Raw genomic sequence first — 12,909 nt, forward strand, 5'->3', positions numbered from 1 at the left:
AAATCGGCGCACGTTTGAACAAGAATTTCTAAATAAAGAGATCTATAATGAGTATAGCAAATACTTATTGGGAGGTCTTTTAAAATGAAAAAAACCATTACACAGTTTCTGGCACTTAAGGGAAATCATTATGATATTGGATGGCAGATGGGCAAACAGCTCAGCGGTAATATAGGGATCTGCGGAGAAGCAGAGGCGTTATCAAAGGATTTGCTGGAGGAAGCATTAAAGCTGTATGACCAGTTTTGCCCAGGGCTTACGGATGAACTCAGAGGATATGCTGATGCAAAGGGGGTGGCGCTTAACCGACTCATTTTTACTTCCATGACTTATCTCAGACCGAACTGTAGTGAGATGGTTCTGCTTCCTGAAAAAACACAGAATGACCATGTCTTACTGGCGCGCAGTTACGAGTTTGCTCCACAGTACGAAGATTTTAGACTTTACAGAGTCGTTCCTACCGGTAAATATGCTTATATTGGAGGCTCTGTGGCGGAATTCGGAAGAAGTGAGGGGCTAAATGAGCATGGACTTGGGATCAGCATGACTTCATGTGGTTTTCCGGTAAGTAATATGGAGACTATGAGGAAACCTGCATTTAAGGGATTGCAGTTTTGGGCAGTGGTCAGAACGTTGCTTGAAAATTGTAAGACAGTAGAGGAAGCGCTTTCCAGGGTCAAGGAAATGCCTGTACCTTATAACATCAATCTGATGATGGCGGATGCATCGGGAAGCGCTGTGCTTTATGAAACCTTGGATGGGAACGCAGTATATGGGGAAATTTCATCCGAAGATGCGATAGGTACTAAATATCTTCATGCCACCAATCATTCGCATTTTGAACCCATGATGACAATGGAGCCCTTTGCCATGAAAAATTCCATTGTGAGATATGAAAAAATCGATGCGTTTCTAAGCAGACCGGAAAAAAAGAGCATTGAAGACCTCAAGTCATTCCTGCTGATGCCATATCCAGATGGTATGAATTGCCATTATTTTAGCGCGTTCTTCGGCACGATTAAAAGTGTGGTGATGGATTTAAATGATTTGTCCTTTTATATCTGCTGGGGCGGTTATGAGCAAAACGGATGGGAGCGTTATTCTATAAAGAATGACCTTCCGGAAGTATATGAAATCTGTACATCTCGTGAAATCGAATTTGACGATAGAGCACCTGCAGAGGACTTTTTTGCTCAAGTTCCGCTTAAGTAAAATATAAGGTATAATGGTTATAGAATGTATCAAGAGGATTTCTATTAGAATAGAAATCCTTATTTAATTTGAGCGAAAGATGCAAGGAGTACTGTCTTCTGATTATGCTACAGAAGGATTGGGGTAAAATATGGAATGGATACAGATTTTAAATGCGGCTGTTGAGTATATGGAAGTACACCTTCTCGAAAACATTACGGTCAATGATGTGGCAGATGATGTACATATTTCCACTTATCATTTTCAGAGAGCCTTTAGCATGATTACAGGGATGAGTGTCGGTGAATATATACGAAACAGACGATTATCCCTTGCTGGACAAGCACTGACGCAAAAGGGGGCAAAGGTTCTCGACACGGCTCTCGAATACGGCTATGAAACCGCTGAAAGCTTTTCGAAAGCATTTGAGCGCTTTCACGGTATAAAGCCAAGTCAAGCTAAAAGGACTGGGGCTACACTTAAGTCCTTCAATCGAATAATTATTAAAATTGCCATTGAGGGCGGGTGCATCATTCAGTACCGAATTGAAAAGAAACCTGCATTTAATGTCGTGCTTTATCCGGAGGTGTTTGAAGCCAGCACTTGTGAGGTTGAGATTCCGGACAAGTGGTTAGCGTATAATAGCAGAAATAAAGAGGAGGTCGTTTGTCCCCAAATGGGCGTTCGTATTTTTGATCAGTCATCAAACGGTATGTTTACATATGGAATAGGATGTCATATCGATTTAACGAATCATATTCCTAAAGGTTTTAAAATCTATGAGATACCGGAATATACATGGGTGATCTTTTCCTGCAAGGGACCCATGCCAGATGCTATTCAAAATATGTGGAAACGTATTTATACGGAGTGGCTTCCGCAGGCTCAGTATAGCTTTATTCAGGAGTACGATATTGAGCTTTATACCGAGGGAGATATCTACTCTGAGGAATATGAGACTGAGATTTGGATACCGGTTATGGAAAAATAGGATGAATTGGTCGACATAGGCTTTTTTGCTGTCCCATGATAATAATTTTATATTTAAAGCAACAAATACATTTTTAAAATAAATTTGCTAGATCTTGTTTTTTAAAAAAGCAGCCGCTTTTATGGGCTGGTAAAGCTGTGCGCTTATACTTTTTCTGGATTTACAGAAGTGTAAAGAAAAGTAAAATATTGCCTTTCTCTTATATCGTTAGCTTGAGGGCTGACGATTTCTTTATGCACAAAATCAGGGGGTTTACTTAGTCAAAAAACATCTGCTTTCTATTATTTCATAAGAACTGCCTTTGTTTAAACGCATTGCTACATTGTGATTATGCATTTTAGGATAAAAAAATTTAAAAATAGTATTGACTCTCACGTACCGTGATAGTGTATTGTGAAAATAGAGTTAACTTTATTGACAAAAGACTCGTAGCTGGCAGAGTTTTTGACAGTATTGATATCTCTAAAATAAACTTGGGAGAGAAATGACTATGAGGACTGTAAAACAAGTTTCTGAGCTAACTGGTGTAAGTGTCCGTGCTTTACAATACTATGATGAAATAGGTTTATTCAAGCCGAGTAAAGTTACGGAATCAGGTTATAGAATGTATGATGATGATGCCCTGGAAGTGTTACAGCAAATACTGTTTTTCAAGGAATTGAATTTTTCTTTGAAAGATATAAAGCTGGTAATGCAAAATCCTAAGTTTGATAAAAACAAGGCATTGAAAAATCAGAAAAAATTGATTCAGGCTAAACGTGATAGACTTGATGGTTTATTGAATTTATTAGACAAACTTATAAAAGGAGAAAAGTGTATAAGTTTTAAAGAGTTTGATATGAGTGAATATTTTAATGCATTAGAAGCGTTTAAAGAAAACCACACTGATGAAATAATTAAGTGTTGGGGTAGTGTGGGTGAGTTTGATAAAATGACCGAAGATTTCAAATCAAAGGAATCCAAGATAGCCCAAATAGCTGTAAAACAATATGGCAGTATAGAAAAGTATACCGAAGCCATGAAGAAAAATCTCAGTAATTTTCAGGATACAATGGAATCACTCAATGCATTAAAAGATAATGAAGATGGTTATTTGCGTAAATCAAATGAAATAATGAAAAAGCTTACATCTGACTTAAATAAAGATACCTCTTCAAAAGAGATCCAGCAAATTGTTGATGAACTTGTAAATGCGGTCAATGAGGCCAATGAGACTGTAAATATTGGTATGGGAGACAACTATTGGGGTTTAATGTCAGAGCTTTATTTATCCAACCCTGCATATATAAAAGTAACCGATAAGAAATACGGCAATGGCGCATCTAAATTTATCGGAGAAGCCCTAAAATTTTATTGTGAAAATGATGGGTAATGAGTTTAAAACTATCAATTCAATATCTGAATTCTTTATTGTTCTCCAGAAAGTCGTTTGGGTATTTTGTGGGGGGAATTCAACTGGGAGAGCGCTTGAATGGCATTCAAGCGGTTCAGCGGTTCGATCCCGTTTATCTCCAGCAGAAAACAATAAGTCACAAGGTCAAAACCTTGTGGCTTTAATTTTATCAAGAGTCAGTTTTGAATGTGTCTGACCTTAATTGTTATTCTCATAGCTATGGAACGAAAAATGTTTGAATTCTATCCAAGGTAAGCAAGATACAATATAGCTGTTTGCAGGAGGCAAGCGGTCGGGCTGGGAAATTATGATCATTTCCATTTGGATTTAACAATTATTAACAATTCTGAAACAAACATTCTAATTTTGAAAAAAATTTGTTCATATTTAGTCTATATAATTATCTACAGGGGGGTGCATAGACTAGACATATTTTATTATATTCATTCAAAAGTGGACACGCTTTTCTTTATGAATTAATATTTGACAGATTGCCTAAAAAGTTAGAACACAAAGCGTGGAAACAAACGTAATTGATTTTCTTTAAAGAAAGGAGTGGATAAATTTGCAGTTTGCTATAGTACTTATTATTTTTGTCTTTAGCTTAGGTATTTATGAACAAATAAAACATAATAAAAACTTAAACTGTATCAATCTTAGAATTAATGTAAACGGCACCAGGGGTAAATCCACTGCCACAAGACTCATTACAGGTATCTTAAAGGAAGCAGGGGCTAAGGTTGTTGGGAAAACGACAGGAACCAGTGCTAGAATTATTTATTGGAATAAGGAAGAAGAAGAACCCATCAAACGAGGCCGTCTGGGTCCCAATATTATAGAACAAAAAAAGGTTATTAAAAAAGTGGCCAAGCTTGGTGCATCTGCATTTGTAACAGAGTGTATGGCTGTAAATCCTGATTACCAGATTACGTTTCAGGAGAAGCTTGTTAAAGCAAATATAGGAGTTATTGTTAATGTTCGTGAAGACCATATGGATTTGTGTGGTCCGACTTTGGACTTTATTGCAGAGTCCTTTACAGCTACAATTCCCCAAAATGGAACCCTTATTGTTGCCAATAGCAGTTATAATGATTATTTTACGCAAGAGGCAAAGAAAAGAAACAGCCGGATAATTATTGCAAATGAAAAAGAAATCCCGGATGGTTATCTGGAAAAGTTTAGATATGTAATTTTCCCGGAAAACATTGCTATCGCCCTAGCTGTGGCTAAAGCTCTAAACATTGACAAGGATATTGCACTGAGTGGAATGTTAAACGCTAATCCTGATCCGGGAGCCTTAATGATACATCCATTAGACGAGGAAAACCCAACATATTTTGTCAATGCATTTGCTGCCAATGATCCAAATTCCACACTAATGATCTGGAATCATATAACCGCTATGGGATATCCAACGGAAAACCCCATGGTAATTGTAAATTGCAGACCGGATAGAGTTGACAGAACATTACAGATGGCAGAAGATGTTTTACCAAATATGAAGATTGATATTCTCGTTGCAATGGGTGAGTCAGTGAAGTCAATTACCGAAGGCGTTAATGCTAAAAAAATATCTCCACAGAAATATATAAATGCTGATGGCTTGTCTCCTCATGAGGTTTATGAATTAATTAAGGATTATCTTATAAACAGAACCATCTTTGGCGTGGGAAACATTCATGGTGGTGGGGAAGAATTGGTTGAACTCATCATTCACGAAGAATTTCAGCTAGAAGCGGATCAAATGCTGCAATCAGCATAGAACCTTAAATTTGAAATAAAAGAATTTCAGTAGATATTCTATTATTAAGGAGGTAAAAAATTGCAAACTACAGATATTACCACAGTCATCGTTTTGGGTGTAATTTTCAGCTTGCTATTTACAGAAATTACAGGCGTTTTACCCGCCGGCCTGGTTGTACCCGGATATTTAACTTTACTTATGAAACACCCTCAGGCTATATTCTTAACATTCTTTATCAGCATTTTAACGTACTTAATCGTCTATTTTGGAGTAAGTAAAGTCACAATCCTATACGGCAAAAGAAAATTTACAGCTATGATAGCAGTAGCAATCGTATTACAGTTTATGATACATGCAATATTACCATTCGATTATAGTACTGTCTCTGGGTTGACGGCAGTTGGTATTGTTCTACCTGGATTATTAGCAAACACAATTCAGCGTCAAGGTTTAGCAACAACATTTTTAAGTACTGGATTGTTGATTGCAGTGACTTATGGGAGTACAATACTGTTACATATCAATATATAAGAAAGGAGGGGGAAAATGAACACTTTATATGGGTTAATACATAACAAACAGTACAAGAACACATCGAAAGCCGACAGAAAAAACAGTCAGAATGAAGCGCTTGCGGTTTTTAATGCTCTAACATTGAAAGAAAAATGTCTGTATCTGATTAAGATCAGCAAGAGAAATACCAGCCATCAAGCACTTGTACTAATGGGATTAACTCTAGTGATTATTGCTGCAGATTATTATTTACTATGATTATTTAAGAAGGGAGAAGATAAGGATGAAAAAAGAGTTTGTCAAAATTCTAACTTTTATGGTATTGTTTGCATTTGGTATGGGTACAACTGCATATGCAATCACTTCAGGATATAGTAGTTTTGCGGAACTATATGCATCTGAAGATGCTGCCGACTATACAATTAAAACTACTGATACCGGGAGAGATACAACCATTTTAGCGCTACACGGAGGCGGTATTGAAAGAGGTACTTCAGAGTTAGTTGAAGCATTGAAAGGATACGGTAAATATAACACGTATTTATTTGAAGGACTTAAAGCCACTGATAATGGAAGTCTTTTTTTAAAGGCTATCAACTTTGATGAACCGGCAGCTGTCCGTTTAGTAAAAAATTCAGATTATACAGTTTCTGTTATCGGAGCTGCCGGCAATGATGAGACTACATATATTGGCGGTCAAAATAAAATATTGGCAGAATTGATCAAGTTACATCTTACTGCCAAAGGATATAATGTAAAAACTTTAAGTATTCCCGATCGCATTGCCGGGACTATGAACAGCAATATCGTGAATAAGAATAAATTGTTTAATGACAGTTATCAGATTGGCGGCGTGCAGATAGCTATTTCAAAAGGTTTAAGAGATAAGCTCGTAACAGATTCCAGTATATTAAATGATTATTCAGGCTCTATCAATGAAGCCCTAAGCGCAAGCTGGCCCAAAATAGTTCCCCACTTGAAGAAAATTACTAAATCTGAAGGGATTCTAAATAAGTTTAATCCTTCAAAGCGCAACTTTGATAAGAAAATAGAGCATATATTAAAAAAAGGTGCAAAAACGCCCAAAGAATTAATTGAAAATACAAAAGAGTAATCTGAAAAAGTACTGTTTGTATAACATAAAAAGGCCGACAAACTACGAAAAGGTAGCTTTAAGCCTTTTTATGTTATACCTTTTCGTATTATTTTTATGGGGTAGCTTCTATTTGAATACTGTTGACTGCCTCACTTATTGCTAAAACATAGTCTTTTAATTTATCATTATTACCGGATAAAAACTGTGTCCTCAAACCCTTGGATATTTCGAACTGTACTCCCAAGCCGCTCATATTCTTATTCACTATGTTGTTGGGTGATATGCCGGCCATATTCTTTGGAGTATCTAACACAGTAAAACCATACTTCGTCAGAGATTCTTTTATTTTGTTTCCCAATTCAGTGTCCAGGCCTCCTATATAGGTGAATTCTTCTGAACCGGAACAACCGTGGATGGATAAGGTTGTTTTAGATTTTGAAACCATTTCCGATGCAGTTGGTTCATCAAATTTTTCTGAAGTAATATGTAATGCCGAGTTCCCTTTCCTTCTTAAACCTATATATGAATAATAATTATAATCATTGTGGGAAGATAGGGCATAAGCCAATTCGGTAGTACCCCTTTCAATTTTCCCTCCATGAATGGCAATAATGATAACATCAGAATCTGTCACGTTCGTTTCAATTTTATAGTCCACATTTTCTACTGTATTTGAGCGTAATTCTTTGAAATTGTGGTAAATGTCAACCGAAGCTGCAGTAGTTGGTTGAGCAAATATCCAAATGATCAGACAACAACAAACAATAAGTCGTATAGAACTTAAAAAACTGCATACGCTCTTTAAAATCATACTTATCAACTCACTTTTCGATAAATGTATATGTTTCTATTATAATATTATGTGCTTGTGATGTCGATATTTATCAAAATTAATCAATAAAGAGGATGTTAAAATGAACACATTGAAAAAACGAAATGTCATATGGTTAGTCCTATTGATTCTGTTGACAGTTATAGTCCCATCCTATGGTGATAATAATGAGACAGAAATCCAAACAGCTTTACTTGCAGAAAGTTTAATAGGCAAACCTTTTACCCAAGGGGGAAATTCACCAGAGGAAGGATTTAATAGTACTGGGTTTATTCAGTATGTTTTTAGAGCGGGAGAAAATATAGTTCTTCCCAAATCGCCTTCACAATTATGGAAACTGGGTAAACCTATAGAACGTAGTGAAATACAACCTGGAGATGTTCTTTTCTTTACTGGAAGCAACAACCTAATACCGGCAATATATAAAGGTGATAATATCATTATCGTTGTAACGACCAATGAAGGTGTAGTAAAACGAAATATAGAAGAAGATTCCTATTGGAGGGATCGGTATAAAGGTACAAGGCGCTACACAAATATAGCCAATGAATTACATCCTACAGCTGTAAAAGCCCTTGAATTAGTAGGTTCTCCTTATGAGCCTGGAGGGAATGATCCAAATGGTTTTGATCATTCAGGCTTTGTGCAATACATTTTTAGTGAAGTAAACAATCTGAATTTTCCAAGAACATCGAACGAACAATGGCGAGTAGGTATGGAAGCAGATATAGTTGATATTGAATCCGGTGATGTACTATTCTTTCAAGGCAGCAGTGTACGACTACCGGGAATTTACATAGACAATGGTATTTTTGTTATTGTTACAACGAATGGGGTTGCGGTAGTAGATCTTGAAACAAGTGATTATTGGAAATCCAGGCTGCTGGGAGCAAGACGGTTTACGAACAATATGATTGATGAATCCGTCGTAAGCAATCCTATTGTAGAAAAGGCTATGGACTTGCTTGGGACACCCTATAACCCGGATGGGCAATTGCCGACTGAAGGCTTTAATACCACTAATTTTGTACGTTATGTTTTTAAAGATACCCTCGGCATACAACTATCTGTTTTTTCCGATAGGATCTATGAAGTAGGCGAATCCATTTCTAAAGAAGAGCTTCAAGCGGGAGACTTAGTGTTTTTCCAGGGAAGCAGTCTTATACCTGGTATCTATAGAGGAAATGGTATATTTATCGTTCAGACGATAACAGAAGGGGTTGCGGAAAGAGATATTGAAAGTGAGTATTGGTCAAATATATATGTAGGTGCAAAACGACTAACCGAATCAGATATATATTATTCTCAGCCTGAAAATTATAGGGAACATGAGAATGCAGTTATTCGGGAAGCAATGAAATATATAGGAACTCCTTATTTATTAGGCGGCGAGACCATGGATGGTTTTGACTGTTCTTATTTAGTTCAGACAGTCTTTAGAGATGCTAAAAACATTTATTTGCCTCGCATAACTTATAAACAATGTGAAGTAGGTGAAACCATCGATTTTGAAAATAAGCGCCCTGGAGACGTGATTTATTTTTCAGGAAAATGGCGGGAAGGAATATCACATGCTGCAATTTATCTCGGAAATAATTATATCGTTCATGCGTCTGGTGATGAAGGCACGGTTACAATCAGCTATTTAGGACAATATTGGATGGATCGCTATGCAGTCGTAAAGCGCTTTGACTCCCTTAGTTTGAGACTGGATTCTAAAGTACTTGAAGAAGCATATAAAACCCTGGGAGTTCGTTACTCGGCAGGAGGAAATACCATAGAAGGCTTTGATTACTCCGGGTTTTTACAATACGTTATGAAGGTAGGTTTAGATATTGATCTGCCAAGATATTCATCTCAACAATGGGCTTTAGGAAAAGAAATAGAAAGGGAAGATTTAAATATCGGAGATGCGCTATTCTTCGAAGGATCCAGCAATATACTACTACCGGGATTATATATTGGAAATGGGCAGTTTATGATCGTAACAGAATCTGAAGGTGTAGCAATTCGTGATCTGAATATCTCAGATAGTTATTGGAGTCAACGATATGTTGGGGCAAGACGATATGAAAAAATCCCAAATAACCATTCTGCCGTTATTATAGCTAAAGAATACATGGATGTTTCATTTGAAGGCTACACAACCGCACAATTTGTACAAAAGGTATTCGATGAAGCACCGGATATTGATTTACAATTACCCTCTACTGCCTATGAGCAATGGAATTTAGGTCAAGCAATTTTATCTGCTGCACTGGAAGAAGGGGATCTTATATTTTTTAGAAGCGATCTATCCAAAGATATACCATCGATGACGGGTATATACGTAGGGGAAGGTTCCTTTATCATACTTACAAGTACAGGGGTAAAAGAAAGAAACTTAAAATATCACGAGTATTGGAGCGAACGACACTTGGGAGCAAGACGATTGTTTTAGACAATTTTTATACTGTACGAACAAAGCTCCCTATTTTCCTTGAAAATCAAGGAAAATAGGGAGCTTTTCATGATACGCTAAGGATTCTGCCCTCCGACACACGGCTTAGGAATTGGTATGAGCAGCTGGAAATCGCACATAGAAAACGGTCCCTTTGCCTAACTGGCTTTCTACATCTATTTTCCCATGATGCAGCTTTACCAATTGTTTCACTATGACTAGACCTAAACCGCTGCTTTGTTGCAGTTTACCATTGCCTCTCTGGTTTTTGCTTCGATAAAACCTATCCCAAATACGAGGCAGCTCTTCACTGGATATACCAATGCCATTATCTTTAATCGTGAGGATCACCTCATGCTGTAAAATTTCTACTCTAACTGTGATTTCTCCATCTTTTGTCGCACTGATGGCGTTTTGTAATAAATTTCGAATCACCTGTTCAATTCGATCGATATCCCCCAGTATCATTGCCCTTTCTGTATTCTTCTCAAATAAAACTGATGTATTCCTAGCTTGCGCCATCGCTCCAATGGACACAACGACTCCTTGTGTCAGGGTTACTAAATCTAAAGGAGTTTTTTCGAGACTTATGCTACCGCTTTCTAAACGGCTTAGTTGTAATATGTCGTCTACCAATCTGTTTATATGCATAGTCTGGGTATAAATAATTTCCAGATATCTATCCAGTAAATCTTTGTCTTGAACGATGCCATCCTGAATAGCTTCTACAAAACCTTGAACAGAAGTCAAAGGAGTGCGGAGCTCATGGGAAATTTCAGCAAAAAGCCGTGTTCGTTCTTCTTCTCCCTTTTGATTTTCTTCCTGTATTTTTTGCATTTTTTCGTTTAATTTATTAAGCTGGCTTGTCAGTGTTTTGATTTCATCTAAAGCAGGCTCATCTTCTTGTATAACGTAATTTTTGCTGTCCAGCCCAGCTATAGAAGTAGCTAATCGGGAAATCGGCTTGGAAATATGCATTGCTTGATATACAGAGATAAAAATAACCATGAGAAGTATAAAAATTCCTCCTGTGATCAGATATAACCGCATCTTGTTTATATCAGGATCAATTTTAGGCGATTTCATCTCCAGTAAAATACCGTTTTCAATCGTGTCTTTGCTGTCTCCCATGGGGATAGCAGCAATAAATACTAGTTCACCGGTTTCATTGTCAATAATTCTTGCAGTTATGATTTCTCCAGTGGAGATGATTTTAATAAAGTTTTTTTCTACTTGGCTGCCCGGCACGATGTCTTGCTTGGCAGAAGTAGTTACAATATTCCCCTCCCTATCAAAAACTGTAATCTTTGCGTTAAAAACATCAGATAAAGATGTGAGTACTTCCTGTTGATTGTAGGTACCATTATTCTGCTCGTCTGCAAATGCCCCCAGCCATTTCAAATTATTTTGCTGGAGTAAAGCGAAGTTTACGCGCTTTGCTTTCCGCAGCGTATCTTGTTGAATTTGATTGTAGGTTACCTGTTTTACCGTAAAATCAAAAGCTGTAATTAATGCAACAAAGCATATAACAAAACATAATACATTCATAAATAATATTCTAGTATAAATATTTTTATTAAACTGCTTTAGTAAAAATTGTCTGAGGAAAAGCCCGAACTTTACAAGTGTTCGAATTAGCTTTCGAGCCAGTACTTTTCCTTGCTGTACATACCTATTCATAAGTTTCTTCCCTCTCTTTTGAGGGAGCCGTAAATTGATAGCCTACACCCCAAATCGTTGTTAAATATTCGTGGTTTAAAGGAGCAAGTTTTTTTCTTAATCTACGTATATGCACATCCACTGTACGCTGATCACCGAAGTAATCATATCCCCATACAGCAGATAAAAGATTTTCCCTTGAAAAAACACGCAGGGGATTTTGTGCAAGATAAAGAAGCAGCTCGAACTCCTTCGGTGTGACCTCAATTTCCTTGTCGGCTACGAATACTTTTCTAATATCAGCCATAATCGTCAGTCCAGGGTATTTTAAATTCCAATTTGTTAATATTTCAGGCGTTTTTGTCCGACGCAACACAGCTTTGATCCTGGCTACCAACTCCCTGGGGCTAAAAGGCTTGGACACGTAGTCATCCGCACCCATTTCCAGTCCTAATACCCGGTCTGCTTCTTCTCCTTTAGCGGTCAGCATAATAATGGGAACCATACGGATCTCCCTTAAATGTCGACATAGCGTAAGGCCATCTTTTCCTGGAAGCATAATATCCAGTATTATTACATCCGGATTTTCCCTGGTAAAGGCAGATAATACCAAGTCTCCATTACTGATTCCTACAATTTCAAAACCTTCCTTTTCACCATATAACTTTACTAGTTCCAATATATTTGGATCATCGTCTACAACTAGAACTTTTCCTAGATGCTGCAATACTATCACCTCCATTATATCTCTATAATATTGAGCACAGGAGTTTGTAGGATTTGAAAAGCTTCTTTATTTTCTGATATCTAACATTGCTGTCCCTTTCAAAATGCACCTTAATTATATCATTAGCACCAATATACTAGTACTGGAAGTTTTTATCCATACGACCAGATTTATTGTCCATGTGAAATTTGTTTTGTTATATGCCTTATAGGGACTGTTGATATAAACCCTTTCCTCCTTGTCTTTAAAGATAAATACGAAGGAATGCAGAAAAATCGGTATCCATTTGTAATAATTTTCTAATAAATATCCAAAATTTAGAA

At 36.9% G+C, this 12,909-nt stretch carries 11 protein-coding genes and 1 tRNA gene; 9 read left to right on the forward strand and 3 right to left on the reverse strand.

The window, feature by feature from the left end:
- Positions 1 to 84: 84 nt before the first annotated feature.
- The 8 genes from Gferi_RS21705 (at position 85) to Gferi_RS21735 (ending at position 6,946) form a co-directional block, all read left to right on the forward strand.
- Positions 85 to 1,212: a C45 family autoproteolytic acyltransferase/hydolase gene (locus Gferi_RS21705; protein ID WP_069980235.1), complete on the forward strand. Its 1,128-nt coding sequence runs from the start codon at positions 85 to 87 to the stop codon at positions 1,210 to 1,212.
- Positions 1,213 to 1,342: 130 nt separating this feature from the next.
- A complete protein-coding gene (locus Gferi_RS21710) occupies positions 1,343 to 2,182 on the forward strand; it encodes an AraC family transcriptional regulator (protein WP_069980236.1) in 840 nt (279 codons plus the stop codon).
- Between the two features lie 490 nt (positions 2,183 to 2,672).
- On the forward strand, positions 2,673 to 3,554 hold the full coding sequence (locus Gferi_RS21715; RefSeq protein ID WP_069980237.1) for a MerR family transcriptional regulator: 882 nt from the start codon (positions 2,673 to 2,675) through the stop codon (positions 3,552 to 3,554).
- 74 nt (positions 3,555 to 3,628) lie between these two features.
- Positions 3,629 to 3,696, forward strand: a tRNA-Ala gene (locus tag Gferi_RS28330).
- Positions 3,697 to 4,140: 444 nt separating this feature from the next.
- Entirely contained in the window at positions 4,141 to 5,337 is a 1,197-nt protein-coding gene (gene pgsB, locus Gferi_RS21720; protein WP_069980238.1) for a poly-gamma-glutamate synthase PgsB, read from the forward strand.
- Between the two features lie 60 nt (positions 5,338 to 5,397).
- Positions 5,398 to 5,850, forward strand: coding sequence for a poly-gamma-glutamate biosynthesis protein PgsC (gene pgsC, locus Gferi_RS21725; protein ID WP_069980239.1), 453 nt, complete (start codon positions 5,398 to 5,400; stop codon positions 5,848 to 5,850).
- A gap of 15 nt (positions 5,851 to 5,865) precedes the next feature.
- Positions 5,866 to 6,090: a hypothetical protein gene (locus Gferi_RS21730; protein ID WP_069980240.1), complete on the forward strand. Its 225-nt coding sequence runs from the start codon at positions 5,866 to 5,868 to the stop codon at positions 6,088 to 6,090.
- 25 nt (positions 6,091 to 6,115) lie between these two features.
- Complete coding sequence (locus Gferi_RS21735) at positions 6,116 to 6,946, forward strand: poly-gamma-glutamate hydrolase family protein (protein ID WP_069980241.1); 831 nt, start codon at positions 6,116 to 6,118, stop codon at positions 6,944 to 6,946.
- 94 nt (positions 6,947 to 7,040) lie between these two features.
- Here the strand turns inward: Gferi_RS21735 and Gferi_RS21740 are convergent, their stop codons facing one another.
- Entirely contained in the window at positions 7,041 to 7,739 is a 699-nt protein-coding gene (locus tag Gferi_RS21740; RefSeq protein ID WP_069980242.1) for a poly-gamma-glutamate hydrolase family protein, read from the reverse strand.
- Between the two features lie 103 nt (positions 7,740 to 7,842).
- Here Gferi_RS21740 and Gferi_RS21745 point away from each other — a divergent pair, with 103 nt between their 5' ends.
- Positions 7,843 to 10,200, forward strand: a complete 2,358-nt coding sequence (locus Gferi_RS21745; RefSeq protein ID WP_169833022.1) for a C40 family peptidase — start codon at positions 7,843 to 7,845, stop codon at positions 10,198 to 10,200.
- 105 nt (positions 10,201 to 10,305) lie between these two features.
- Here Gferi_RS21745 and Gferi_RS21750 read toward each other — a convergent pair whose 3' ends face one another.
- Together Gferi_RS21750 and Gferi_RS21755 are read right to left on the reverse strand one after the other, a co-directional pair.
- Complete coding sequence (locus Gferi_RS21750; RefSeq protein ID WP_069980243.1) at positions 10,306 to 11,880, reverse strand: sensor histidine kinase; 1,575 nt, start codon at positions 11,878 to 11,880, stop codon at positions 10,306 to 10,308.
- Positions 11,873 to 12,586, reverse strand: a complete 714-nt coding sequence (locus Gferi_RS21755) for a response regulator (protein ID WP_083273701.1) — start codon at positions 12,584 to 12,586, stop codon at positions 11,873 to 11,875. Before Gferi_RS21755 ends, Gferi_RS21750 begins: the two co-directional genes overlap by 8 nt.
- Positions 12,587 to 12,909: the final 323 nt, after the last annotated feature.

This window comes from Geosporobacter ferrireducens, assembly GCF_001750685.1.
Classification (GTDB): Bacteria; Bacillota; Clostridia; order Peptostreptococcales; family Thermotaleaceae; genus Geosporobacter; species Geosporobacter ferrireducens.

What these genes read in the sequence shown, in the direction of transcription:
- Gferi_RS21705 (WP_069980235.1), top strand. Translation starts at nt 85, where the DNA reads ATGAAAAAAACCATTACACAGTTTCTGGCACTTAAGGGAAATCATTAT.
- Gferi_RS21710 (WP_069980236.1), top strand. Translation starts at nt 1,343, where the DNA reads ATGGAATGGATACAGATTTTAAATGCGGCTGTTGAGTATATGGAAGTA.
- Gferi_RS21715 (WP_069980237.1), top strand. Translation starts at nt 2,673, where the DNA reads ATGAGGACTGTAAAACAAGTTTCTGAGCTAACTGGTGTAAGTGTCCGT.
- Gferi_RS21730 (WP_069980240.1), top strand. Translation starts at nt 5,866, where the DNA reads ATGAACACTTTATATGGGTTAATACATAACAAACAGTACAAGAACACA.
- Gferi_RS21735 (WP_069980241.1), top strand. Translation starts at nt 6,116, where the DNA reads ATGAAAAAAGAGTTTGTCAAAATTCTAACTTTTATGGTATTGTTTGCA.
- Gferi_RS21740 (WP_069980242.1), bottom strand. Translation starts at nt 7,739, where the DNA reads ATGATTTTAAAGAGCGTATGCAGTTTTTTAAGTTCTATACGACTTATT.
- Gferi_RS21745 (WP_169833022.1), top strand. Translation starts at nt 7,843, where the DNA reads ATGAACACATTGAAAAAACGAAATGTCATATGGTTAGTCCTATTGATT.
- Gferi_RS21750 (WP_069980243.1), bottom strand. Translation starts at nt 11,880, where the DNA reads ATGAATAGGTATGTACAGCAAGGAAAAGTACTGGCTCGAAAGCTAATT.